A 26,027-nucleotide genomic window follows, 5' to 3' on the forward strand; every position below is an offset into this window, starting at 1 on the left:
GTTTTTATATTATTAGGAAGCTGTCTGAAATTCGGGCAGCTTTTTTTATTGGCTAAATTTTAAATTAAAAGCTAATTTTCTTGTTAAAAAATAAATGGTTTAGAAAATAATACAAGATGAAAGGGATTCTATTTGCTTACAGAATACCGAATGAATATATGAATAGTTTGGTTTTTGGTACTGTATGTTTGCAAATAACCTTACAATTTGTTTAAGTTATTGCAATATTCCCTTAACTTTAAAAACTTAAATTTGATCTCTAAAACCCTATTTTTTAATCATATGAAAAACATTTACTCGTTACGTCATTTAATGACTTTTTTAAGTTTTTTTGTTGCTTTACAATAGTCGCACAGACAATGCCGGCTCTATCGCCACTACCTTATCAGGAAAATTTTGAAAACTGGTCCAGCACTTCAACAGAATTTATTTCAGGATTAAAAGGTTGGAACTTAGGAACAAATGCGACTGGGACAACTGAATTTGCGACATCTTCAACTTTTACAGATTATACCACTATATTAACTGGGAGAGGAGCAAATATTAATTCAGGAGGTTTCTATAATTATGTAGGTAAAATTGGTTTTTTAAACACAACAAACCTTAATCTTGCTCTGGGTTTGGCTTTTTCAACCGATGGGCTGACTGACGTAAAAGTTCAATACGATATTATGACCATACGAAATCCGTATGATGCAAGTAACACAAGGATTAATGAAATGATTTTGCAATATAGAGTGGGATCAACAGGAGATTTTAGTTCAATTGCAGGAACAGAATATCGTAATAATATGGAGAATCAGACAGGAACAAACGTTTTTCTGCCGCAAAATTCGCTAAAAAGAAAAATTACACTTCCTGCCCAATGTAATAATCAGCCTGTAGTTCAGATAAGATGGGTTTCAAAACAAGTTTCGGGAGGTGGCGGACGTCCATCTTTTGCAATTGATAATATTGATGTTAGAAGTGATAATACTGCTCCGGTTACTGTTGCTGGTTATCCTAAAACAGACAATGTCTTATCTTCAGGTTTCGATTTTATCAGTAAAATAAACGAAAGTGGAAAAACATATTACGTCTTGCTTCCGGGCGGAAGTTCTGAGCCAACAATTGCACAAATAAAAACAGGTCAGGATGCAGCCGGAAATACAGCTTTACAATCTGGTTTCGTAGATATAATTGATCCAACTCAGGAGTATTCAAAAACATTTACTGCCTTAAGTTTGAATACGGCATATTCTGTTTTTTCTTTTTCAGAAGATCTTTATGACAATCCACAAATCACAGTAAATAGAGTAGACGTGACTACTGCAAGTGTTGTAGATCCTCTAATATCTACTACAATATCGTCATTAGATTTAGGTTTTTCAGAATCGAATTATGAGGATGCCATTCACAAAAGCTACCAAATTGCTGCGGTAAATCTAACAACTGATGTGGTAGTAACAGCGCCGGCAAATTTTAGTATTTCTAAAGACAACAATACGTTTGCATCATCACTGATTTTTACTGTTGCTGATTTTGCTTCAAACGCAACACCAACAGTTTATGTAAAATTCTCACCAAATGCTGTTGCTGGTTTTTCTGGTCAAATAACGCATGAATCAACCGGAGCAGTAACTACAACAGTTTCGCTAACCGGAACGGGTATTAATCCATATGTACAAGGTTTTAATGATGCAAATGTTTTAACAAATAGTGGTTGGGCACAATACAATCTTGCAGGACCAACCAATCAATGGAAACATACAACAGAAACAAGAAATATAAATTCTGGCACGGGAGCAGTGTTAGTGAACGGCTATACAGATACAGGAGCAAGTAACGATTGGTTAATTTCGCCTAGATTGCGTTTAGATAATTTTGTAAACTTGCCGCTGCTGTCATTTTATTCTCGTAAATTTTATCCAGGGCCAGGTTTAAAATTAATGGTTTCTACAAATTATGACGGAGTAAGCAGTCCGGCTACAGCAACATGGACAGAAATTGAGGGTAAATTTCCAACCAGTACAGGTAATTATGTGCAATCGCAATATATTAAATTAGACGCTTATAAAACAAACCATACGTATCTGGCGTGGGTTTATGAAACAACAATGGGTGGTGGAAATAATAATGCTTCAGAATGGTCATTTGATGATTTTGCTATAACCAATGAAGCAGGTTATGTAGACTCAAATCCGGTTTTAGATTTTGGAATTGTACTTCAGAATACCGTTTCTGATGCTCAATCATTCAATTTTAAGGCAGAAGGATATGGAGATATCACCATTACAGCTCCGGCTTCCTATCAAATTTCAGCAGACAATATTTCTTTTGGATCCACGATATTAGTTTCTGCTGCAGATGCTTTAGCCGGAAAAATACTTTACGTAAAGTTTGCACCAACAGTCAAAGAATTTAAAATAGCTGGAGCCTTAACAGTAACCGGAACTTCATTAAATAAACAAATTGGTTCACTGACAGGTTCTTCTTTACCAAAAGAAGATACTTTTGATGTGGTGACTTATAATTTAGAGTTCTTCGGTTCTACAAATAATTCCTATGGTCCTACAGACAATTTATTGCAAATTGAAAATGTTGCTAAAGTGATGAATAAACTAGATGCAGATGTATACGCAGTTCAGGAAGTTTCAAGTGATGGTGCCATAGATGACTTAATTCAGAAAATAAGCATAAACGGAAAAACATTTGCTAAGAGTACCTCTACATCATGGTCTTATTCATGGGATCCCACTTCAGACCCAAATTTTCCACTTCAAAAGTTAGTCGTGATTTATAACACACAAACAACATCTGTCAAAAAATCGCGTGTTATGTTTCAGGGTTTGTATGATGAATTAGTTGCCGGAACAAAAACTTTAGTTAATTATCCATTACCATCGGGTACGCCACCGGCAAAACCTAGCACAGGATTTTTCTCTTCAGGACGTTTGCCTTATATGGTAACCATAGAAACGAATGTTAACGGAGTTAAAAACGAAATAAATCTAATAGACCTTCATGCCCGCGCCAACAGCGGATCTGATGTTACCACCTATAACAGACGTAAATATGATACGCAGGTTCTAAAAGATAGTTTAGATACTTACTATGCAAACTCAAACATAATTCTTTTAGGAGATTATAATGATGATGTAAAGGGATCTGTTTTTGGCGTTAATAATCCTTCAACTTATGAGAACTTTGTTACAGATAGCAGTAATTACAAAGCCTTAACTTTAGAAATTAGTCAGGCCGGTGCGTTTAGCTTTTTAAGTTCAGGTGGATTTTTAGATCATATCATGATTTCAAACGAATTGATTGATCAGTATGTTAATAGCTCAACAGCCGTTTATGATCCAAGAAATGATATTCCAAGTTATACTACAAATACATCAGATCACGGCCCGGTAATTGCTCGTTTTCAATTGAAACAAGATGTATTATCTACAATTGATTTTGATGCTAAAAAAGGTTTTGCGCAAGCATATCCAAATCCTGCAACTGATGTTGTAAATATTGTAGTAAAAACAACTGATGAGAAAAACTTAAAATTAAAGCTTTATGATATCTCAGGACGTTTGGTTGGTGGTCCGATTGAAATAAAAGGTTCTCAGGACAGTAATATTACCGCAGTTCAGGTAAGTAATTTACGATCTGGAATTTATGTTTATACCTTAAGCGAAAACAATAAAGTTGTTTTTAAAGATAAGATTATAAAGAAATAATCACAATAACCCGTATATAAAAAGGCTGTCTGAATCTCAGACAGCCTTTTTGTATTTTATAAAAGCAGTAGTTTTTTGATTTTATCGAAATCTGTTTTCGGTGATATTTCACAGAAATAATCCAATTGCCATTTTTGCGTTTTTTGAGCTTGTTTGCTCGAAGTTTCGTCCCAGGGCGGATAAACTCTCGTGGCGCGTATTCCTTCCTTTGCAGCAGTCGAAAAAATTCCCTTTTGTAATAAAACTGATTTAGGGAAAATAAATTGACCTGATAAATCATTTTTTCTAACATTTACAATAACAAAATCAATTGCATCAGAAAAATCAAAAGGTTCAATAATTCCGGTTACATTTCGTTTCCATAAAGTTACAAACTGCCCTGTTTTTGTAGGCGTAATTTTTGCCGTTCTAAATTTAATATTGCGGCCTTCAATTTGAAAATCGTATGCATTATAATCCTGACTTTCTGCTTCTGGTTGAGGTTCAGAACATTCAAAATTACAATAATCATAAACCAATTCTTTGGCAGTAATTAAATCATTAGGGAATAGTTTTGTGTTGATCCAGTTATTTTTGATTGCCATTTTAAGAATACTAATTTGTTGTTTTTTTTCTTGAAAAGTACAACAAAAAGAAGCTTAAAATGAAACATTCAAACCAAAATTTAACCCCCATTGAAATTGGTTGAAAGATTGTTCGCTTAAAGGATTTATATAATAATTCATAGCAGGCTCAACAAAAACATTTGTTTTTTTATAAATGCGATATTGTACAGTAGTGCTTAACAGTGAACCATATACATAATCGTTTGCGTTTACATTTTCACCAATAGAACTTCCATTTAAAGCCATATCGTTTGAAATTAATTTACCTACAAAGCCACCGGTATTCAAACTAATATTAGTTTTGTTTTTATTAAAAATAGAATATGAAACCTCTAATGGTACCTCAAGATATCTTAAATTCTGATCCAGTTTTCCTTTTTCGACATTATCACTTTTTAAGGCCATTATTGTATTAGTAGGTACAAATATATAATTAGCATTATTTGTAATATGAGAAGTAGCTACCGTTGCATTTTGGTTGAAATAATCGCTTGAAGTCAAAAAAGCATTTGTAGTTCTCATATAAGAAACATTGGCAATACTCTGACCCAATTCATTGAATTTTACACCAGAACTTACAGCCCACTTTTTATTGATTTTATATTTCGTTTTTACACCGTAACTGTTACTTTGCTTAGAATCGTTTACGTTGCCTAAAGTTTTTTCATTTTTATAATTTTCAGAATTGGCAACTCCGGCAAAAACTTCCACAGCCCATTTTTCATTTTTAGCAATAGCCTTGTCTTCTTTTTCTTTTTTAGTTTCAGGAGTTACAGTAACAATACCTTTTTCTAAATTTTGAAGTTCTGCTAACTGAACTGAATCTTGTTTACTCAATGCATCGCCAAATTTTGAAGTGCTTTTTTGATTATCAGCAATAGCCTGTTCGTTTGTTATGATTTCGTTTTTAAATCCTTTTGCAGCCGTATTTGTTTTTTGATCTTTATTTAATGCTGAATTAAAAGGATTTGAAGCCAGATTGTTCGCGTTTTTTAGATTCAGTTTATCTTCGAAAATAGAAGAAGGCGTTTGATTTTTAGAACCAGAATTAAACGAATTTGTTTTATTCGGAACAACTGATTTTTCGGCTACAGTCTGATTTGTTTTTGTATTTTCAATATTTGAAAACTGATTTTTAGAACCAGAATTAAAGGTGTTTGTTTTATTAGTAACAGCTGATTTTTCGGCTACAGCCTGATTTACTTTTGCATTTTCAATATTTGAAAACTGATTTTTAGAACCAGAATTAAACGAATTTGTTTTATTCGGAACAACTGATTTTTCGGCTACAGCCTGATTTACTTTTGCATTTTCAATATTAGAAAACTGATTTTTAGAACCAGAATTAAACGAATTTGTTTTATTAGGAACAATTGATTTTTCGGCTACAGCCTGATTTGCTTTTGTATTTTCAACATTTGAAAACTGATTTTTAGAACCAGAATTGAACGAATTTGTTTTATTAGGAACAATTGATTTTTCGGCTACAGCCTGATTTGTTTTTACTTTTTCAGTATTTGGTGTTTGAAATTTAGAAGGCGAATTAAATGTATTTTCATTATTCGGAACAAGAGATTTTCCGGCTACAGCCTGATTTGAATTTCTTTTTTCAGAATTTAATGTTTCAGCCTTAGAAGCGGTATTAAAGCCATTCTCATTATTTGGGGCAAATGATTTTTCGGCTACTGCCTGATTTGGTTTATTTACTTCTAAATTTGATTTTCCATTTAAAACACCTTCTTTATTGCTTTTGTTTTTGGTGTTTACAGAACTGACTGTCGTTTTTTGATTTTGATTGATTTTAGAAGGATCGGATATGTTTTTTGTTTCTTTTTCAGATGAGTTTCCCAGCGCAACAGCGTTTTCTGCACTTTTTATTTCGTTGGTAATTGTATCTTTCTGAATATTGTTTTCTTCAATGCTTCTTGTTTTTGAATCATTTAAGTCTGTATTTTTCTCGTCCAGAACAACATTATTATTTTTAGAGCTATTATCAATAGTTTTAATTCCTGCATCAGAACTAAAATGTAAAACAGTTGGGAGCATTAAACCCAATAACAAGCATGCGGCAGCAGACCACCAAAGAATCGCTCTTTTTTCTTTTTTGGTTTGTCTAGTTTTTCTTCAATCTGACTCCATAATTCAGGAGGCGGAACACTTGAAAAGTTTTCCATTGATGAAAAAATATCTTCTATATTTTGCTTTTTCATGCTGTCTTAAAATTTTTTATGCTCAAAATTCTCTTTTGCAAAATGCGCTTGGCCCTGTTTAAATTTGATTTTGATGTTCCTTCTGAAATCTTTAGTAATTCGGCTATTTCCTTATGTTTCATTTTTTCAAAAACATACAAGTTAAAAACCGTCCTGTATTGATCTGGTAAATCCCGAATATATTCTAACAGTTTTTCTTGTTCTATTGGCGGGATATCCAGTTCCTGTTCTTCAATAAAATCGGTATCAGGATCAAAAACATCCAAAAAGAAACTTTCTTTTTTCTTTTTATTTAAAGTCTCAATGAGTTTGTTTATAAAAATTCGCTTCATCCAGCCTTCAAAACTTCCTTCAAACTTAAACTGATTTATTTTTTGAAAAACAACAATAAATGCTTCCTGAAAAACATCCTTTGCATCATCTTCGTTTTTCATATATTTTAAGCAAATGCCATACAAAACCGGAGAGAACAACTGATAAATTTTCAGTTGTCCCTCTCGTTCATTTTGCATGCATTGGCGAATATATTTTTCTAAATCGTCTTTCAAAAAGTGGTTAGATTTGTTTTGGCAAAATTAGCTTTTTTTAACTCATTTAGCTATCTTTTAAAAATAGTACGAGTAGCGTCTGAGTTATTGCTTAAAATGGTTAGGTTTTGATTATCAAGCTTTTCGATTACATAAGTTTTACCTTCAAACGAAATAAGGTCATGTTCCAGATTATCTGCTGCACCAAGGCCTTTTCCAATTTCATAGCTGCTGTTTCTAATCTCTACATCATTTTTATACGTGATCACCCTTCCATCAGAAGTAAAAACTACTTTTTTAGTAAATCCACTTGTTTTTGGTGTAGCCGTGTAAGGATTATTGGTTCCTCCAATAGATTTTTCCCAAATCCAGGTATTTACTATCGCATTGGAATTTATTGTCTTTTCTGTAGCACAAAAGCTTGAAAAAAGACAAAAGGCAATAAAAAACAATAAAATTCTTTTCATAATCGGATTATTTTAAACTTGTAATTTTATCCTGAATGGCTTTTTTGAAAAGTTTTATAGCGTCGCTTTGATCTGCAGTATCATAAGTATCAATGAAAATTTTAGTAACAGTTCCTCCCTGACGCATTTGAAAATAAACGCCGCCCTGATCTGCAGTATCCGGAGCACCGTACGTTTTAGTCTGACCTTTAATATTTAAAATTTCAGCTGGAACATTTTTTAAGAACAAAGTATATTCGCCTCTTTTTATTGTGCTGGTATATTTGTATTGCTCAAAACTATAACTTCCGTAAGCAACATCCTGAAATTTAAGAATGTTAAAATCATTTAATTGGTAGAAATTACGAATGCTGCCAATGTTTCCAATAATAATATTATCAGGAGACTCTGAAGTTTTGATAAAAACAAGTGGTTTTTTAGTTGCAGGAATTAAAATAAAGTCTGAAGGATAAGTTGGTGTTTGTGTAATTTGTTCACCTGCCTGCGGGCTTTTTTCATAAAAGGTGATAATCATTTGACAGCTATTTTCATACATAGAAGTGACTTTAATTTCATATCCACTTGTTGGTTTTGCTCCGGCATAAACCCCAACTAAATGGGTTTTTGTAAAATCAATATTAGGATCACTGGCAACAGGACAAGTGTTTTCATGCTTTGTAAATGCCTTATCCATACTTTCCTGAGTATCTATATAAATAGCCTGAGGGTTATTAGGCATATTTTTTACGCTATAATTACATAAAAGAGGAAATCCTGTAAAAGGCACATTTACATCAGGTCCGCAATCTGTATTAAAATCATCGTTGTTAAGGGAGCAGGCACTAATTCCAAAAGCTATAAATAAGCCAAGCATTATTTTTTTCATGATATTTTTTTAATAGGTTATATTTAATAGATAATCATCTTTTAAAAAGGTTGCGTAGAACGGTTTTTTTTGAGCGTATTTTTTTGAAAAATGGTTTAGAATGTTTGTTTAATTTTGAATTGATAATAATTCGTGAAATTTAAATTTTAAAATTCGGAACTACGTATTATTGCGTACTTTTACTTAAAAAACAACTTAGTTATGTTCGACTTCCTTCCATTTTTATTGGTTTTTATAATCGCATTGTTACTAGGTATTTACTTTGGAAGAATATTGTTTTCGGCTAAATTTCAATCTCAAAAAGTTAGCTTGGAAGAAAGATTAAATGCCAATGTAAATCAGTTTCAATTGCAGAAAGAGCAATTTGAAAATGACAGAAAAAATTTTGAAAGACTTTTGCAGCAAAATAATCTGGAAAAAGAAAATATCAGAACCGAAAAGGATAGTCTCGCCATACAGCTTTCAAAGAAAGAAGTAGATTTTGAAAATTTATGGGAAAGGCATAAAGAACAAAAAGCAGAAATAACAGAGCTTCAGGAAAAATTCACCAAAGAATTTGAAAATTTGGCGAATAAAATTCTCGAAGAAAAATCGGCAAAATTTACAGAACAAAATAATGAAAATATGAAAAGTATCTTGTTGCCTTTACAGGATAAAATTCATGTTTTTGAGCAAAAAGTAGATCAGACTCACAAAGAAAGTATTGATTATCATGCGGCTTTACGTCAGCAAATTTTAGGTTTAAGTGAAATGAATGCTCAAATGAGTAAAGAAACCTTAAACTTAACAAAAGCATTAAAAGGTGATAGTAAAATGCAGGGAAATTGGGGCGAATTGGTTCTGGAACGTGTTTTAGAAAAATCCGGACTGGAAAAAGGAAGAGAATACGAAGTACAGCAAAGTTTTACCAATACAGAAGGAACGCGCGTTTTGCCGGATGTTGTAATTAATTTACCAGACGGAAAGAAAATGATTGTCGATTCGAAAGTTTCTTTGGTAGCCTATGAAAAATGGATCAACGAAGAGTCTGAAATTCTTAAAAGTGATTTTTTAAGAGAACATGTGCTTTCTATTAAAAGGCACGTAGAACAGCTTGGCAGTAAAAATTACCATGATTTATATCAAATAGAAAGCCCTGATTTTGTATTGCTTTTTATACCAATAGAACCCGCTTTTGCGATTGCCTTAAACGAAGATTCTACGTTATACAACAGAGCTTTTGATCGCAATATTGTAATTGTAACGCCAACCACATTATTGGCCACTTTACGCACCATTGATAGTATGTGGAGCAATCAGAAACAGCAGGAAAATGCTTTTGAAATTGCAAGACAGGCCGGTGCATTGTATGATAAATTTGAAGGTTTTGTAACCGATTTAGTAAAAATTGGAAACAAAATAAAAGATACCAAAACCGAATATGAGAATGCAATGAACAAACTCGTTGATGGAAAAGGTAATCTAATTTCGAGTGTAGAAAGATTAAAGAAAATGGGAGCGAAGGCCAAAAAATCACTTCCGGAAAATATTATTACAAGAGCCTCAAATACCGACGAAAGTCAATCCCTAAATTAAAACCTAACCAAACAGAATAAAAACATGACTACAGATTTTAAGCCCGTTTCATCATCAAAAATTAGTATTTCCGAATTAATGTTACCATCGCATACCAATTTCAGTGGTAAAATTCATGGAGGATATATTCTTCAATTATTAGATCAGATTGCCTTTGCTTCGGCATCAAAATTTTGCGGTAATTATTGTGTTACGGCTTCAGTTGATACAGTGAATTTTTTAAAGCCTATCGAAGTAGGAGAATTAGTTACAATGAAGGCTTCTGTAAATTATGTAGGTCGTAGTTCTATGATTGTAGGCATACGTGTTGAAGCTGAAAATATTCAGACTGGTGCCGTAAAACATTGTCTTTCGTCTTATTTTACAATGGTAGCAAAAGATAAAGAAGGCAAAAGTGTACAGGTTCCAGGACTTATTTTATCCAGTTTAGATGAAGTACGCAGATTTAGAAAATGCATCAAACAAATAGAAGCTAAAAAAGAATTAGAAGATCATGCAAAAATTACGAATGTAAATTCTATAGAAGATTTGGCAAGTTTAGATAAATATAATGTTTTGTTAGAAATAGGATAATTCTATTTAAAATGATTTTTGTAAATTGAAATCTATTATTAAAAATTAAAAAAAGCAGAGAAATGGTTAAATTTGGTTATACAATATTATATGTAGAAGATGTAGAAAAGTCGGTTGTGTTTTATGAAAACGTTTTTGGTTTTTCAAGAAAATTTATTACACCTGATAATGATTATGGTGAATTGATTACCGGTGAAACTACGCTTTCATTTGCATCAAAAAAACTGGCAGCACAAAATTTAGAAGATGGTTTTGTCGAAAGCAGTTTAGAACACAAACCTTTTGCAATAGAAATAGGTTTTATAACCGATGATGTGCCCGAACTTGTACAAAAAGCAACTTCGTTTGGCGCAATATTGGTAAAAGAACCAACACAAAAACCGTGGGGTCAAGTTGTAGCGTATGTGAGAGATCTTGATGGTTTTTTAATTGAGATTTGTACTGAAGTTGAAGGATAGGAATTTAATTCAGAATAATTAATTATTATATAGTTCCTACGGGATACTTTGAAAGATATATATCCACTTCAAAGTGTCTCGTAGAGACAATACTTTATCACCAATATTTCTGCCTCACTCTACATTTCAAGAGCAAAAACATTTCACAAATATTTAGCATAATACCAGCGACTAAGCTCCGGAAAATTACGTAACTTTAAGTGTATATATAAGTTGCTATATTTAACGGAATAACTGCCATTCGATTTTTCAAAACTGATTTTTTCAGTTGTCTATTTTAATTTAAAAAATGGAGTGACATAATTGTTTAATTGCTGACGATTATGAAAAGAACTACTTTACTTATTTTGCTTTTTACTGCATTTTCTTTGTATGCTCAGGAAAAATTTACAACCAATACAGCCACAGTAAATTTTGAGGCATCCATTCCTCTTTTTGAAGAAATAAAAGCAGTAAATAGATCGGCTGTGATAGTTTTAGAGCCTAAAACCAGTACATTTATTTGTACAGTTATAATCAGAGATTTTCGATTTAAATTAGATTTAATGCAAGAGCATTTTAATGAAAACTATTTAGAGAGCCATCGTTATCCTAAAGCCGTTTTTAAAGGAAAAATTGCAAAATTTGATATTAAAGATATTGATGACGCCGAAAAGGAATATTTAATAAAAGGAAAATTAACCGTACACGGAAAATCACGAGAAATTGAAGTAAAAGCCTTGTTGAAAAAAGTAAATGAAGGAATACAAATTCATTCTGATTTTCCAATTTTGGTATCTGATTTTGATATTTCAATCCCTATGAAAATCGGTTCAAAAATCTCATCGACTGCAAATACAGGTTTAACCGGAGTTATTAGAAATGAGGAATTGGCTCTTTTAACTTTAAAATAAAAAATCACGACAAACTATGAGAAAGGGCAGTTTCGATATCAGTAAATTGAAACTCAAAACCCGTTTGTTGTATTTTTTCAGAGGAAACTCTTTGTCCTTCCAAAACAGCAACACTCATTTCGCCCAAAGCAAAGCGAATTAAAAAAGCAGGTACTTTTGGGAGCCAGATTTTATATCCGTACAGGTTAGCCAGAATTTTAGAAAATGAGCCATTGGTAGTATTATCTGTAATCGCAGCGTTATATGCGCCGTGCATTTCCGGGTCAATGACAGCTTTTAAATAAATCTGGCACAGATCTTCAATATGAATCCAGGGCAAATACTGTTTTCCGGAACCTAAAATAGTGCCAAAACCTGCTTTGAATGATGGATTAATCTTTTTAAGAAAGCCCTCATTTTTTCCAAAAACAATTCCAGTCCTTACTTTTACGGTTCTAATTCCTAATGAATTAATTTCATCAACGGCATCTTCCCATTTTTGGCACGTTATTCCTAAAAAGTCATTTGCCGGAGGCTGGTCTTCGGTACAAATTTGTTTGCTGGTATATGCGCCGTAGATTCCAATCGCCGAAGCCGAAATAAATGCATCCAGTGATTTATTTTTCTTCTTTAAAACATTAAAAATTAGTTTGACCGGTTTTGTTCTACTTTCCAGAATTGCTTTTTTCGTTTTTCTGTCCATCGTTTTTCAACAATTCCTTCACCTGCTAAATGAATAATATAATCTGCCTTAAGTATAGCTTCTTCCTCGATAAAATCATTTTCTAAATCCCATTTGTAATAAGTGATTAAAGGTGTGTTTTTTCGATCACCGCGGCTTAGTACAGAAACCGAAAAACCATTAGCAATTAATACTTCGGTTAAGTATTTGCCAATGAACCCTGATCCGCCGGTAAGTAAGACATTTTTGGACATGATTTATAATATATTTAACAGTGCATCTTGTTTAGCAATTAGTAAAGATAATTAAACATTGCTTACCTTTAAGGCGAATTCTAAATTAATTAAAATGGATACTAAAAAGAAGATAATCAACAAAGAAGATATCGTTTCGCTATACATGAATGAGATTTTAGAGAAAGGGCAAAAGCCAAAATCTGTATACCATTTTGCAAAAGAAAATGATTTTGAAGAAACAGAATTTTATGCTTTTTTTGGAACATTGGAAGGTTTAGAAAAAGAAATTTTCAGACTCTTTTTTGTCAATACAGTTGATTTGCTTCATAAAAATGCAGATTACCAGGAGTATGATATGAAAAACAAAATGTTGAGTTTTTACTTTACTTTTTTCGAAATACTGACTGCCAACAGAAGTTACGTCCTGCAATCATTAAAAATAGATAGAAATCCCTTAAAAAACCTTTCGCAATTATCATTGCTTCGAGAAAGTTTTAAAGAATATGTTTCAGAAATCCTGACAGATGATTATAGAATTGAGCAGGAAAAATTTCAAAAATTTCAGGAAAAAGGAATTCAGGAATCGGCCTGGCTGCAATTAATGATGACGATTAAATTCTGGATGGATGATGCGTCTCCAGCTTTTGAAAAAACGGATATTTTTATCGAAAAATCTGTAAATGCTTCGTTTGAGTTAATGAATGTTGCGCCATTGAACCATCTTTTAGATTTCGGAAAATTTCTTTTCAAAGAAAAAATATACAACAAACAATGAAAACAATAGATTATATACCAACCTCAAAGATAGAAAGAGCCGGAAAACTAGTGCAGACCGGTGCCAAAATTGGGGTAAACTACGTTAAACATTATGCCGAAAAAATAGTAAATCCTGATTTAACCCGCGATAAACTCAACGAGAATAATGCTGAAGATATTTACGACGGTTTAAAAAGCCTAAAAGGAAGCGCACTTAAAGTGGCGCAAATGCTAAGTATGGACAAGAACTTTTTGCCTCAGGCTTATGTAGAGAAGTTTTCGCTTTCACAATTTTCTGTTCCGCCATTATCTGCACCATTGGTTTTAAAAACATTTAAAACTAATTTTGGGAAAACACCTTATGAAATATTTGATGAGTTTAATGCAAACTCTGTAAATGCAGCAAGTATTGGGCAAGTGCATTTGGCAACTAAAAACGGTAAAAAACTAGCCGTTAAAATTCAATATCCGGGTGTTGCCAATAGTATTTCTTCAGATTTGGCTTTGGTTAAACCTATTGCAATCAGAATGTTTAACCTGCAGGGGAAAGATTCTGATAAATATTTTAAGGAAGTTGAAGATAAACTGATCGAAGAAACGAATTATTTATTAGAACTGGAACAAAGTAAAGAAGTTGTTGAAGCTTGCAGTAAGATAGAAGGTATACTTTTTCCGAATTATTATCCTGAGTTTTCATCAGAGAAAATTATTACGATGGACTGGATGACGGGAATTCATCTTTCTGAGTTTACCGCCATTAATACAAATCATGAAGTTGCGGATAAAATTGGGCAGGCACTTTGGGATTTTTATATGTACCAAATTCATGTTCTTAGAAAAGTTCATGCAGATCCACATCCGGGAAATTTTTTGGTAGATGATCAAAATAATCTGATTGCTTTGGATTTTGGCTGTATGAAACAAATTCCGACAGACTTTTACGTGCCTTATTTTGAGTTGATCAATAAAAACGTGATTACAGATCCAGCTCTTTTTAATGAAAAATTGTTTGAGTTAGAAATTCTTCGCCCGGACGATTCACCTTCGGAAATTGAATATTTTACGGAGATGTTTCATGATTTATTGTCACTTTTTACAAAACCTTTTCAGGAAGAAACATTTGATTTTGCAGATGAAACTTTCTTTGAAAATATTGCCAAATTAGGCGAACGCTTTTCAAACGATACCAATCTCAAAAAAATGAACGGAAATCGTGGTTCTAAACACTTTATTTATATGAACCGTACTTTCTTTGGCTTGTATAATTTGATGTTTGATTTAAAGGCAAAAATTAAAGTAGATAATTATTTGAAATACTAATTCTTTTGTTTCAGGTTTCAAGTTACGCAACCTGAAACTTGAAACCTGAAACAAAAATAACTATTTTAAGATTCCAGCCTTATAAGTTGCAATAGCGCGATCTCTTGCACAGGCATGATCAACCATTGGTTCATTATAACCAAAATCAAATTCAGGGATCCATTTGCGAATGTAGATTCCTTTTTCATCAAATTTCTTTTGTTGAATTTCAGGATTAAATACTCTGAAATATGGTGCGGCATCGCAACCAGTTCCGGCAGCCCATTGCCAGTTTCCTACGTTTGAAGCCAATTCAAAATCTAACAATTTCTCTGCAAAATAAGCCTCGCCCCATTGCCAGTTAATTAGTAAATGCTTGCATAAAAAGCTTGCTACAACCATTCGTACACGATTGTGCATATATCCGGTTTCGTTAAGCTGACGCATTCCTGCATCGACCATAGGATAACCTGTAGTTCCGGAACACCAGCGTTTAAAATCGTCTTCGTTATTGCGCCACTGAATTCCGTCGTAAGCCGATTTGAAATTGTGATTTACAACACTAGGAAAACTAAATAGAATCTGAATAAAAAATTCTCTCCAGATTAATTCACTTAAAAACGTTTGATTTTTCTTGTTTGCCCAATTTACTAATTTTCGAATACTAACTGTTCCAAAACGTAAATGTGGCGAAAGATACGACGTACTGTCTAAAGCCGGAAAATCGCGAGTTTCTTTATAATTGGCAATTTGCGTCAAGTTATGAGGAAGTACTTTTATGCTGTTTTCTTCAAAACCTATTGCTGCTAATTTTGGAAAGGGAAACTGATTTTTTGCAAAATTTTTTAATAAAGCTTTTGTTTCATATTCTGGTGCCTGACCGGAAAGATGGTATTTTTCGAGCCATTTGTTTTTGTATGGTGTGTAAATTGTGTACGGAAGTCCGTCGGCTTTTGTAATTTCTTTTTCTTCAAAAATCACATGATCTTTAAATGAAAAAGTTTCGATATTATTTTCTTGTAGTAAAGAAGAAATTGCCAAATCTCTTTTGATAGCAAAAGGCTCATAATCTTTATTGAAGAATACTTTTTGAATATCGAATTCTTCCAGAAGTGATTGCCAAACCAGAAGTGTTTTCCCTTTTTTAATTAAAAGTGAAGTGCCAATTTCTAAAAGTTCAGTATTTATTTTTTGAAGTGAATCGTAAATGAAATTTACTCGCGCATCATTTTTAGGAAGATTTTCTAAAATTTCATCGTCAAAAATAAATAACGGAATTACAGGAAAATCAGATTGTAAGGCTTCAAATAATCCTGTATTATCTTCTAAACGTAAATCACGTCGAAACCAGAAAATAGTTGCTTTTTGTTTTGTCATTGTATTGATTCTCTTTTTTTGCCACGAATTCACGAATTTTTTAGTTATTTTAATTCGTGAATTCGTGGCTAATTTTAGATATAATCTTTTAAATCTTAAAATCTGTGGCAAAAAAACAATTTATGCTTTAGCTTTGAATAATCCATCGATTGTGTTGCGACGGTAATCAAAGATAGTTTTGAGTTTGTTTTTAACTACCAAAGTATTCATTATGCGACCCAAAAATCCTAAAGGCAATGCATAATGAACAATATCTGTCATTTTTGTCCCATTTTCTGTTGGCTCAAAAAATGTTTGTGATGCCATAATGCATAAGGGCCAAAACGCTGTTCGTCAACAAAGTATTTGTTTTCTTCTGAAACTGTAATGATCGTCATCCAGTTAATTTTGATGCCGAGAAGAGGTTTTAGCGTATAGGTGATAACTTGTCCGGGATACATACGTTTGCCGTCATAATCCTGAATTTCGAAAGTCATATCCTTAGGTGTTATGGTTTGAAGATTTTTTGGACTTGAGAAAAAGTCCCAACATTCTTCAATTGTGGCGTTTAAATGCTGAACGGTTTCTAATTTATATACTTTCATGAAATTAATTATTACGAATTGTTCTTGAAGACACAGTTGCGTTAGGGATTGTAGTGGAGCTCTTTTTTTGAGAGGCTTTGCCGAACAAAAAAAGCGGGAACGGAAAGCCCGACCCTTGGGGAACGCCCAAATTATTCTACATTCTATAGTATTTGAAAGGCACAAATAACATTCCGAAACATTCTCCGTGCTCTTTTCCTAAATGTTTATGATGTATTTTATGTGCTTTTCGTAAACCGATGAGGTATTTGTTTTTGGTGTTTTTAAACCATTTAAAACGCTGGTGAATCAAAACATCGTGAATTAAAAAATAGCATATCCCGTAAAGTGTAACACCACAGGCGATAAAAAATAAATAGTTGAATCCGCCCTGAACTCCAAAATAAAAAAGAGTTATACTTGGAATAGCAAAAATGACAAAGAATATATCATTGCGCTCAAAAGTATTTTCGTATTTGGGCTGATGATGATCTGCATGAAAATACCACATTAGACCGTGCATAATGTACTTATGCGTAAGCCAGGTAATGCATTCCATGAATAAAAAAACACCTAAAAAGATTAAAAAAGAAATCATTTTGTATTTGTTGAAGTTATTATTTTAGTTTCGGTTTGTCATTTCGACGAAGGAGAAATCTCATCCAGAGAGCGACGTACTGTATGTCTTTACTTTATGTGATTTCTCCTTCGTCGAAATGACAAAAATCGGGTAGATTTTTTACACCAATTTCAATTTGTAAGTTACAAAAGATTGTGCTAAAAGCCCGGCTTTTGTGTAATTTGAAACTCTTATTCTTGAATTTCCAATTTCATAATAAGGTGTGTTTTTAAGTTTTTTGAGCAGTTTTTTGTAATAAACATAAGCTGTATAAACTCCAAATTTGGCTTCGATAGGCAATTTTACAATTCCCTGATAAGCAATTCTGAAATCTTCTTCAATTTCTTTGATGATGGCAGTTTTTGCATTTTCATCAAAAGATTTTAAATCAACGCCCGGAAAATAATTTCGGTTTAAAACCAAATTATCATCTTTTAGATCCCGAAGAAAGTTTACTTTCTGAAAAGCCGATCCCAGTCTCATTGCTTCGTGTTTAAGCTGTTCATATTTTTGATTGTTTCCTTTTACAAAAACTTTCAGGCACATTAAACCTACAACATCGGCAGAACCATATATATAATCTTCGTATTCTATTTGTGTGTCGTAATTTGATTTGATGAGATCGAGTTTCATGCTTTTTAAAAATGCCTGAACAAGATCATCAGTAATATTATATTGCTTTACAGTATGTTGAAAGGAGTTTAGAATCGGGTTTAAACTAATTCCGTTTTCTACGGCTTTGTAATATTCTTTTTCGAAATCGTTGATGAGGTTTTCTTTGTCGTAATCATGAAATGAATCGACAATTTCGTCTGCAAAACGAACAAACCCATAAATACTGTGAATACCATCTCTAATGCTTGGTGATAACATATTTACCGCCAGCGAGAAGGATGTGCTGTAGTTTTTGGTTACCAACTTACTACATTTAAAAGAAACTGTATCAAATAGTGATTTCATCTTTTTACGGTCTAATAGATTTTTGAATTAACTCGGCAACCAATTTTCCTGAAATTAAAGCTGGCGGAACACCTGGTCCGGGAACAGTTAACTGCCCCGTGAAATATAAGTTACGTACTTTTTTACTTTTTAGTTTTGGTCTTAAAAAAGCAGTTTGTAATAATGTATTGGCCATTCCGTATGCATTTCCTTTGTATGCATTATAATCTGTCACAAAATCATTTTTACAGAATGACTTCTTAAATATAATATTATTTTTAACGTCTTGTTGTGTAAGTTGCTCAAAACGAGTGATTATCTTTTCAAAATATTCCTCTCGAAGTTCTTCACTATCGTTTATTCCTGGCGCTAACGGAATAAGGAAAAATCCACTTTCCATTCCTTCCGGCGCTGCTGTTTTATCTGTTTTTGATGGAAAATTGGCATAAAACAAAGGAGCATCCGGCCATTTTGGATGATCGTAAATATCGGCCGCGTGCTGATTAAAATCTACATCAAAAAATAAAGCATGATGAGTAACGTTTTCTATTTTTTTATTAAAACCCACAAAAAAGAGTAGGGAAGAAGGTGCAAAAACACGGCTTTCCCAATATTTATCAGAATAAGCTCTGAATGTTTCGTCTAATAAAGTTTCGGTATGGTGATAATCTGCTCCACTTAAAATAATATCTGCATTAATGATTTTTCCATTAATTATAATTCCTGTTGCGGTTTTATTTTCGACTATTATTTTCTCGATTGCTGAATTGGTTTCGATAGTAACTCCCAATTCGAGAGCTAATTTTTCTATTCCCCGAATTACATCAAACATTCCGGTTTTTGGATGCCAGGTTCCTAAACCAAAATCGGCATAATTCATAAAATTATAAAACGAAGGTGTTTTAGATGGCTTGGCTCCGAGAAATAGAACGGGAAATTCAAGAATCTGGACTAATCTTTCGTTTTTGAACTCTTTTCTAATGTCGTTGCTGACAGTGCTAAAAAATTGATTGAGCTTTAGAATGGTTTGTGGCGTAATTAATTCTAATGGTGAAACTCCGGGACGATAAACCAATTCTTTAATAGCAATATCATAATTGCTTTTTGCATGACTAATAAACACTTCAAGTTTTGCGCCGCTTCCTTTTTCGATATTTTCAAAAGTGGATTTTATTTCTTCTAAATTATCATAAATATTAATGAAATCATTTATCCCGAAATAAACACGATAAGCAGGATTAAGCTTTATAAGTTGATAGTAATCAGAAGTTTGTTTGCTGAAGTCATGAAAGAAACGTTCAAATACGTCGGGCATCCAGTACCAGCTTGGCCCCATATCGAAGGTAAAGCCGTCTTTTTTAAATTGCCTTGCACGACCGCCTATTGTATCGTTTTTTTCGTAAATAGTGACTTTGTTTCCTTGTTGAGCCAGGTAACACGAAGCGGCTAATGCAGAGAAGCCTGATCCTATTATTGCGATTGTTTTTGTCATTTGTTTAACAAATATACAAAAACTTTAAACAAAATATTAAATCGATTCTATTGTTTCTTCCATCGAATCAAAAATTCTGATTCTGTCAGGTAGATTTTTGTCTATATGTTCAGTCATTTTACCCATAAGCCATATTTCATTGGTTTTTTGAAGTAATTTTTGCCCCATCGTTTTTACATACTGATTGATAACATTGCGATCAGGCTGAATAGTCATAAAAGATACAAACGTGATGTTTTCAAAATGTTTGGTAAGATCCTGAAGATTTTCGATTGGCATGCTTTCACCTAAATAAATGGTTTTGTATCCTTTGGATAAAATTTCATATTGCAGATACAATAATCCAATTTGGTGAATTTCGTTTAAAGGGAGTGAAAGAACAAAAATTCTGTCGGTTTTGGTTGGTTTAAGTATTTGAAGGCTTTCTGTATAAATTAAAATCTTTTGTTTGATCAAATGACTCATGAAATGCTCGTTTGCCGGAGTTATCGTTTCAGATTGCCATAGTAATCCCAGTTCTTTTAATAAGGGAAGAAAATGTTCTTTAAAAACTTCCTTAAACGATTTTTCAGAAATAAGCCAGTCGAATGTATTGAAGAAAATTTCCTGGTCAAAATTCATCATTGCCATTTTAAAAGAAGTAATGGCGTAGTTTTGAGCATTTTTCTTTGATATAATCTCACGAACTAATTGTGGGATTTTTTCTTCGGGGAAAGTGGATATTTTAGAAATTTTATAACCGTAGTCGTGCAGTAAGGTTATATTTAAAAGTTTTTGTAGGCTGTGTAAATTATAAAGACGAATATTAGTATCCGTTCTCATGGGTTCAAGAATATTGTATCTCTTCTCCCAGATACGAATTGTATGTGCTTTTATTCCTGATAGGTTTTCCAGATCCTTTATACTGAAAACAGTCTTTATGTTGTTTATCATTGTAGATTAATTGGGTGAACAAAAATAAAACAAAATCTGACATTACCTTTAAAACTTGATTAAAATGATGATTTATAAGAACTTTGTAGTATGATACTGATTTAATTTGTCAAGATACAAAATCGTTTTAGTACCATCTTTGCTTCTGTTGTACATTGTTTCAAATTTTGCACCATAAATAATCTCATTAAATGTATAAGATGTTCGTGCTGCAACTGTATTACTAAACATGTCATCAAAAGTGGTAATGAAAACCAGAATTTCACCGTGAGTCTTTTTGAAATCATCTTCTGTAAAATTATACAACGGACTTTCTTCTGTTATGGCATGTACCAATGTCCAGCTTAATGAAAGTGCATTTATCCGGTCTAATTCGAGATCAAGAGTATAGAATTTATTGGTTCTGGCGCCATTTTCTTCAACGCTCATTCCTAACGTGATTTTTGCTTTTGCATCTGTAAAATTGGTGTTCTTAAAAGGAACAACCCGAATCATTAATGCTTTTTGTTCTTTATAAGGAGAAATTAATGCGTTGTGTGAAAATTTTAAAAAAGCGGTTGGTTTACTGAATCTTCCAAAAATAATCCTGTCGCAATGGCAAAACTCAATAAACCGATTAAGGCCTCGGCAGCTGATAAAGCGCTGGTCAAAAAACCGGTTGGACTAATATGTCCGTAACCAACGGTGGTAAAAGTTTGTGCACTAAAAAATAAGCCTGACCAAATTGGGTTAAAACACTTTGCGATTGTGCAATTCCGTCAAGATGTTCTATACCAATTGCATAGTATAAAATAGCAAAAATAAAATTGATTATAATGTAAAAGGAAAATAGAATAAACATGAATTTCCAGTTTGGCATGTCGATCATGGTGTGATACCAACTAATTCGACGCAGTAAATTCATTCCTCTTTTTTCAATATTGGCAGTTCCGTTTTTGTTTACAAATCTTCCTCCGTAACTGTTTGCATTGGTTCCAAAACCAGAATTTTCGTCTGTCTTGGCTTTATTGTTTAGTATTTTAAGAAGTGCCATTGAAAATTAATTTATCGAACAAATGTAGTAATATCTTTTATACGGATTTGGTAAGGTAATTAACAGAAAAAGCAATCTGAAAAATTTGATTTTACAGATTGCCTTGTGTTTTTTATTTATTGAATTTTATTTGCAGAAAGTTGCCCTGTTTTTAATAGCGCTTTGACTTCCTAATTCGATTGCTTTAGAGAAATCTTTACATGATTTCTTTTTTCTCCCATTTTATTGTAACAAAGTCCTCTAAGATTTAAGGCAACATAATCTTTAGGATTCATCATTAAACAATAAGAGCAATCTTCGACTGCTGCGTCGTAATTCAATAATTTGTACTGTACGTTTGCTCTTCCTGTAAAGGCATCAGAATTCATTGTGTCTAACTCTATTGCTTTAGTAAAATCTGCAAGAGCTCCTTGCAAGTCATTTAATTTGTATTTTGCCACGCCTCTGTTTGCGTAAGCTTCTACAAAATGCGAATTCATTTTGATGGCTTTTGTGTAATCCGCGATAGCACCTTTTGTATTGCCGGCTTCGGCTTTTTTCATCGCTTTGTCAAAATAAGCGGTTGCAGATTGCGCCCATGTAAGGCTGGTAATCATCATAAATGATACGAGTAGTAGGTGTTTCATAAACTAATTTGGGGTTAGGTTAATGGTTGATTAATTTCGAGACGAATTTAGGAAAAGTTTTATTTTGTAAAGTGATTTCTTGTAAAAAAAGTGAGGAAATGATGAAATAATTGAGTATGGATTTGCCAATTAAAAATCGATTAATAGCATATTTATTTTTTTATGAAAAAATAAGTTTGTAAACTAAATCAAATATATTTACGGAGTAGAAAAAAGCTAACGAAGTTTTTTAATAGACTGCGTTGTGCAAATAATAAAGCAAAAAAATATAGTAACCTTAAAAACCATTAAATGAAAAAAACATTACTTATTGTAATACTTTTAGGATTTGTAAAATTACAAGGCCAAATTTCTCTTGAGCATTCTTATGATAATAGTCTGTCAAATTCGGTACTATATTCTAATTATTCGTTTTCTTTCAATACCGAAAGTGCTACCTATTATTATTACTTTAGTTCGGGTGATAATTCAATTAAACTATATAATGAAAACCATTCGTTATACAAATCAGTATCATTGCCAATCCAGGCAAGCGGTTATATAAGTATATATGCGCCCAGTGACAAATTGTTTAATAATGATGCACTAATCGAATTTATAGTTATGATTTCGGGATCACCAAATCAAATGTATTTATTGAATGAAAATGGAGATGTTATTAATAATTTAGGAGATCGAAACCGAGCAAATATCATTAAGACTAACAACGGGGATTTTAAACTCGTTACATCTAAAAATGATGGCAACATTATCGATGTTTATGCCTTAAACGGTACATTGTCGACAGATCAATTTAATCTTTTGGCTAAATTAAGCCCTTATCCAAACCCTACTGATTCTATTATAAATATTACAATTCCTGAACAAGTAAATAAGACCGCCGATATTAAAATTTACTCTGCTGCCGGAAAAGAAGTAATGAGTCAAAGAAATCATAGTGATTCTAATAAAATAAGTTTAGACGTTTCGTCTTTATCATCTGGTATTTACATTTACAAGGTTGAAAATCACACCGGAAAATTCATTAAACAGTAATTGGTGAAGTAAAAATCTTGAATAAGATTTTCGAATCATAACAAAGCCTGAGAATTTATATTCTCAGGCTTTTATTTTTTTAAAGCTCTAAGCATCTGTACTTTATTTTGATAATATCATCATAAATAAATTTTAAAAAAGTATTTTTTGATGGTGTAATTGTAAATAATAATTAATATATTCGTACTATATTTATTACATTTTTTTATTTTTAAGCCTTTAAAAGCAAGAAAAAACATCTACGATGCGTTTTAATAGATAAATAAGCCTCTGTTAAAAACTCCTCTTCTAGCAGCAATTTCTTGATTTATACCGAATGGAAAATCGTTAGAAATATTCTTTCAAACATTTATCAAAACCTAATCTTACTACCGACGGATTTTATTTGTCAATGCAAATTCCGTATTGTGATTTAAAACAACAGAATGTCAGGTAATTAACTATCGATGTGTTAATTGCACTTTTAGAATACTGAATTTTAAAATACTTATCCTTGTTTTTGTTAACAGGTCTCTATAAGCCATTTTATTTATTGAAAAGCGACAATAGTATAATACAGCTTTACTTAATATTATTTATACTTAATCATTAAATCTTATGGAAAACTCCACTTTAACACTTACGGATGAACAGTTGCTTACAAAAACGCAGCAATATGCATTTAAATACTTTTGGGATCATGCAGATGCAAATTCAGGAATGGCTTATGAGCGTCTTCCTGTTTCGGGAGGACCCGGACCCACTGTTACCTCAGGGGGCTCTGGATTTGGATTGATGGCTATTTTGGTTGGAATTGAGAGGGGATTTATTACCAGAGAACAAGGATGCCAGCGTATTGATAAAATTGTTAATTTCTTAACTAACTCGGCAACAAATTATAAAGGGGTTTTTGCCCATTGGATTAATGGAAGTACAGGTGAAACCATTCCGTTTAGTAAAAATGATAATGGAGGTGATCTGGTCGAGACCTCTTTTCTAATGCAGGGTTTGATTACGGCACGCCAGTATTTCAACCAGCCAATTTTGACAGAACAGAGTCTGGTTGTTAAGATCAATGTACTTTGGAACAATGTAGATTGGGATTATTTTCGATTTGGATCAAACAAGTTGTACTGGCATTGTAATAATGAGCTGCAAAATGTGAAGGGGCTGGGTATTATCGGCTGGAATGAGTGTATGATTTCTTATATCTTGGCTGTTGCTTCACCAACTCATGCCATAGACCCCAGTTTATGGAAAAACGGTTGGTCATCTGGTGGTACTTATCATACTAAGAATAAAAAATTTTATAATATTACCCTTCCTATTGGCGACTCAAGTTTAAAAGGCGGACCTTTATTTTTCTCTCATTATTCATTTTTAGGGTTTAACCCGAAAAATTTGAGAGATACTATTAATGATGTAAATTATTTTCAGCAAAATCAGGCTCATACATTGATAAACAGGGCGTATTGCGAAGAAAATCCGCTGGCTTATAAAGGATATGGCGAAAACAAAGCCTGGGGTTTGACAGCTTGTGATGGAAATATCACTTACACTGCTCATTGCCCGGGAAATGACAAAGGTGTGATCGCTCCAACAGCAGCTCTCTCGGCAATGCCTTATACGCCCAAAGAATCATTAGCCGCCCTGAGATATTTTTACGAGAAGCTGGGAACAAAGATCTGGAACGAAAAAGCAGGATTTGTAGACGCTTTTAATGAAACCGTCAATTGGAACGATATTTATTATTTGGCTATCGACCAAGGTCCGATTATTTGTATGATCGAAAATTACCGTACAGGTCTGTTATGGGATTATTTTATGTCGGCTCCTGAAATTCAAACAGCTTTAGGCAAACTGAGTTTTAAACCGGATTTTTACCCGCATCCAATAATTAGAGAACCTCTTGTATTTGATAATTTTGAAAACGGAAAGATCAATTTTACAAATCAAATAAAAGTTAATCCTGTAGCCGATATGCGGATTACGGTGGTAGACAATCCGGACAAAACAGGATCGAACATAAGTAATAAGGTACTGAAATTTGAACGTATTGGAAATTCTGTTATATGGGCAGGATTTTTCTGTACTCCAAATGGACCCCTTTCTGAGTATAAGTATTTGTACATGAAGTATTATCGCAATAATCCGAATTCTCAGATCAGAGTTAATATTTCAGACGGAGGAAACAATGAATTCTTATCTCAAAGCCCATTGGATAAACAAAACGAATGGGGCGTAGCAGTGTTTGATTTATTAACGAACAAAGTAAAAAATATTTCTGTGTTTGGTATTCAGCCTGATTATACGGCTAATGCTGCAATTGGAGATATTGTTTATATTGATGAGTTAATTTTTAGCGATACAGAGATCGATATTAATCCTTTCTACAATAACAATCCTAAAGAATTAAAAGCAACCGACGTAAAGACTAATTCTATTTCTTTGTCGTGGGATGCAATTCCTGCAGTAACTTCATACGATGTATTTAAAGAAGGTGTTTTTTATCAAAATGTTACTGCTAACACAATAACTATACATAATTTGAATTCATTTGATATTTACTGTTTCGCGCAGGGATGACAATCTGGAT

The 26,027-nt window shown here is 32.8% G+C and carries 25 protein-coding genes and 1 pseudogene; 9 read left to right on the top strand and 17 right to left on the bottom strand.

Translation table 11 applies throughout. The features are described from left to right. The first annotated feature begins 359 nt into the window (after positions 1-359). Positions 360-3,710, top strand: coding sequence for a T9SS type A sorting domain-containing protein (locus tag ACZZZT_RS07925; protein ID WP_463459983.1), 3,351 nt, complete (start codon positions 360-362; stop codon positions 3,708-3,710). Positions 3,711-3,766: 56 nt separating this feature from the next. Here the strand turns inward: ACZZZT_RS07925 and ACZZZT_RS07930 are convergent, their stop codons facing one another. The 6 genes from ACZZZT_RS07930 to ACZZZT_RS07955 form a co-directional block, all read right to left on the bottom strand. Continuing rightward, positions 3,767-4,294, bottom strand: a complete 528-nt coding sequence (locus ACZZZT_RS07930) for a MepB family protein (protein ID WP_463459984.1) — start codon at positions 4,292-4,294, stop codon at positions 3,767-3,769. 54 nt (positions 4,295-4,348) lie between these two features. Further along, positions 4,349-6,361 carry a hypothetical protein gene (locus ACZZZT_RS07935; protein ID WP_463459985.1) on the bottom strand — a complete coding sequence of 671 codons (2,013 nt, stop codon included), beginning with the start codon at positions 6,359-6,361 and terminating at the stop codon, positions 4,349-4,351. Beyond that, the gene (locus ACZZZT_RS07940) at positions 6,361-6,525 is read right to left on the bottom strand and encodes a hypothetical protein (protein WP_463459986.1); all 165 of its coding nucleotides are present in this window, start codon (positions 6,523-6,525) and stop codon (positions 6,361-6,363) included. Before ACZZZT_RS07940 ends, ACZZZT_RS07935 begins: the two co-directional genes overlap by 1 nt. Beyond that, entirely contained in the window at positions 6,522-7,037 is a 516-nt protein-coding gene (locus ACZZZT_RS07945; RefSeq protein WP_256365498.1) for an RNA polymerase sigma factor, read from the bottom strand. The genes ACZZZT_RS07940 and ACZZZT_RS07945 overlap by 4 nt, the downstream gene beginning before the upstream one ends. 86 nt (positions 7,038-7,123) lie before the next feature. Continuing rightward, positions 7,124-7,519: a hypothetical protein gene (locus ACZZZT_RS07950; RefSeq protein ID WP_042567330.1), complete on the bottom strand. Its 396-nt coding sequence runs from the start codon at positions 7,517-7,519 to the stop codon at positions 7,124-7,126. 7 nt (positions 7,520-7,526) lie between these two features. Next, on the bottom strand, positions 7,527-8,384 hold the full coding sequence (locus ACZZZT_RS07955) for a protease complex subunit PrcB family protein (RefSeq protein WP_463459987.1): 858 nt from the start codon (positions 8,382-8,384) through the stop codon (positions 7,527-7,529). Between the two features lie 201 nt (positions 8,385-8,585). Here ACZZZT_RS07955 and ACZZZT_RS07960 point away from each other — a divergent pair, with 201 nt between their 5' ends. The 4 genes from ACZZZT_RS07960 (at position 8,586) to ACZZZT_RS07975 (ending at position 11,883) form a co-directional block, all read left to right on the top strand. Beyond that, positions 8,586-9,959, top strand: a complete 1,374-nt coding sequence (locus ACZZZT_RS07960) for a DNA recombination protein RmuC (protein WP_463459988.1) — start codon at positions 8,586-8,588, stop codon at positions 9,957-9,959. Positions 9,960-9,983: 24 nt separating this feature from the next. Then, on the top strand, positions 9,984-10,532 hold the full coding sequence (locus tag ACZZZT_RS07965; protein ID WP_042567333.1) for an acyl-CoA thioesterase: 549 nt from the start codon (positions 9,984-9,986) through the stop codon (positions 10,530-10,532). 62 nt (positions 10,533-10,594) lie between these two features. Continuing rightward, on the top strand, positions 10,595-10,990 hold the full coding sequence (locus tag ACZZZT_RS07970; protein WP_463459989.1) for a VOC family protein: 396 nt from the start codon (positions 10,595-10,597) through the stop codon (positions 10,988-10,990). Between the two features lie 323 nt (positions 10,991-11,313). Beyond that, positions 11,314-11,883, top strand: a complete 570-nt coding sequence (locus ACZZZT_RS07975; protein WP_042567335.1) for a YceI family protein — start codon at positions 11,314-11,316, stop codon at positions 11,881-11,883. Between the two features lie 4 nt (positions 11,884-11,887). On the opposite strand, the pseudogene ACZZZT_RS07980 reads toward ACZZZT_RS07975, so the two are convergent. Further along, positions 11,888-12,798: pseudogene (locus ACZZZT_RS07980) on the bottom strand (TIGR01777 family oxidoreductase). Between the two features lie 94 nt (positions 12,799-12,892). Between ACZZZT_RS07980 and ACZZZT_RS07985 the strand changes: the two are divergent. Together ACZZZT_RS07985 and ACZZZT_RS07990 are read left to right on the top strand one after the other, a co-directional pair. Beyond that, positions 12,893-13,555, top strand: coding sequence for a TetR family transcriptional regulator C-terminal domain-containing protein (locus tag ACZZZT_RS07985; RefSeq protein WP_042567337.1), 663 nt, complete (start codon positions 12,893-12,895; stop codon positions 13,553-13,555). After that, positions 13,552-14,856, top strand: coding sequence for an ABC1 kinase family protein (locus ACZZZT_RS07990; RefSeq protein WP_463459990.1), 1,305 nt, complete (start codon positions 13,552-13,554; stop codon positions 14,854-14,856). Before ACZZZT_RS07985 ends, ACZZZT_RS07990 begins: the two co-directional genes overlap by 4 nt. A 60-nt stretch (positions 14,857-14,916) precedes the next feature. Here ACZZZT_RS07990 and ACZZZT_RS07995 read toward each other — a convergent pair whose 3' ends face one another. From ACZZZT_RS07995 to ACZZZT_RS08040, 10 genes are all read right to left on the bottom strand, one after another. Next, the gene (locus tag ACZZZT_RS07995; protein WP_463459991.1) at positions 14,917-16,212 is read right to left on the bottom strand and encodes a cryptochrome/photolyase family protein; all 1,296 of its coding nucleotides are present in this window, start codon (positions 16,210-16,212) and stop codon (positions 14,917-14,919) included. 257 nt (positions 16,213-16,469) lie between these two features. After that, the gene (locus tag ACZZZT_RS08000; RefSeq protein WP_463459992.1) at positions 16,470-16,796 is read right to left on the bottom strand and encodes an SRPBCC family protein; all 327 of its coding nucleotides are present in this window, start codon (positions 16,794-16,796) and stop codon (positions 16,470-16,472) included. A gap of 136 nt (positions 16,797-16,932) precedes the next feature. Further along, positions 16,933-17,373, bottom strand: coding sequence for a sterol desaturase family protein (locus ACZZZT_RS08005; protein WP_463459993.1), 441 nt, complete (start codon positions 17,371-17,373; stop codon positions 16,933-16,935). 141 nt (positions 17,374-17,514) lie between these two features. Next, positions 17,515-18,354, bottom strand: coding sequence for a phytoene/squalene synthase family protein (locus ACZZZT_RS08010; RefSeq protein WP_463459994.1), 840 nt, complete (start codon positions 18,352-18,354; stop codon positions 17,515-17,517). 4 nt (positions 18,355-18,358) lie between these two features. After that, positions 18,359-19,825, bottom strand: a complete 1,467-nt coding sequence (locus ACZZZT_RS08015; protein WP_463459995.1) for a phytoene desaturase family protein — start codon at positions 19,823-19,825, stop codon at positions 18,359-18,361. Positions 19,826-19,861: 36 nt separating this feature from the next. Beyond that, positions 19,862-20,758 carry a MerR family transcriptional regulator gene (locus ACZZZT_RS08020; RefSeq protein ID WP_042567344.1) on the bottom strand — a complete coding sequence of 299 codons (897 nt, stop codon included), beginning with the start codon at positions 20,756-20,758 and terminating at the stop codon, positions 19,862-19,864. A gap of 72 nt (positions 20,759-20,830) precedes the next feature. Next, complete coding sequence (locus tag ACZZZT_RS08025; protein WP_463459996.1) at positions 20,831-21,253, bottom strand: hypothetical protein; 423 nt, start codon at positions 21,251-21,253, stop codon at positions 20,831-20,833. A gap of 50 nt (positions 21,254-21,303) precedes the next feature. Further along, complete coding sequence (locus ACZZZT_RS08030) at positions 21,304-21,483, bottom strand: ion channel (RefSeq protein WP_463462396.1); 180 nt, start codon at positions 21,481-21,483, stop codon at positions 21,304-21,306. After that, on the bottom strand, positions 21,405-21,791 hold the full coding sequence (locus ACZZZT_RS08035; protein WP_463459997.1) for a hypothetical protein: 387 nt from the start codon (positions 21,789-21,791) through the stop codon (positions 21,405-21,407). The genes ACZZZT_RS08030 and ACZZZT_RS08035 overlap by 79 nt, the downstream gene beginning before the upstream one ends. 170 nt (positions 21,792-21,961) lie before the next feature. After that, positions 21,962-22,417 carry a tetratricopeptide repeat protein gene (locus ACZZZT_RS08040; protein WP_463459998.1) on the bottom strand — a complete coding sequence of 152 codons (456 nt, stop codon included), beginning with the start codon at positions 22,415-22,417 and terminating at the stop codon, positions 21,962-21,964. Positions 22,418-22,708: 291 nt separating this feature from the next. Between ACZZZT_RS08040 and ACZZZT_RS08045 the strand changes: the two genes are divergently transcribed. Together ACZZZT_RS08045 and ACZZZT_RS08050 are read left to right on the top strand one after the other, a co-directional pair. Further along, a complete protein-coding gene (locus ACZZZT_RS08045) occupies positions 22,709-23,452 on the top strand; it encodes a T9SS type A sorting domain-containing protein (protein ID WP_463459999.1) in 744 nt (247 codons plus the stop codon). Positions 23,453-24,049: 597 nt separating this feature from the next. Then, complete coding sequence (locus ACZZZT_RS08050) at positions 24,050-26,017, top strand: glucoamylase family protein (protein ID WP_463460000.1); 1,968 nt, start codon at positions 24,050-24,052, stop codon at positions 26,015-26,017. Positions 26,018-26,027 lie beyond the last annotated feature (10 nt).

Source organism: Flavobacterium sp. AC274, from assembly GCF_979258275.1.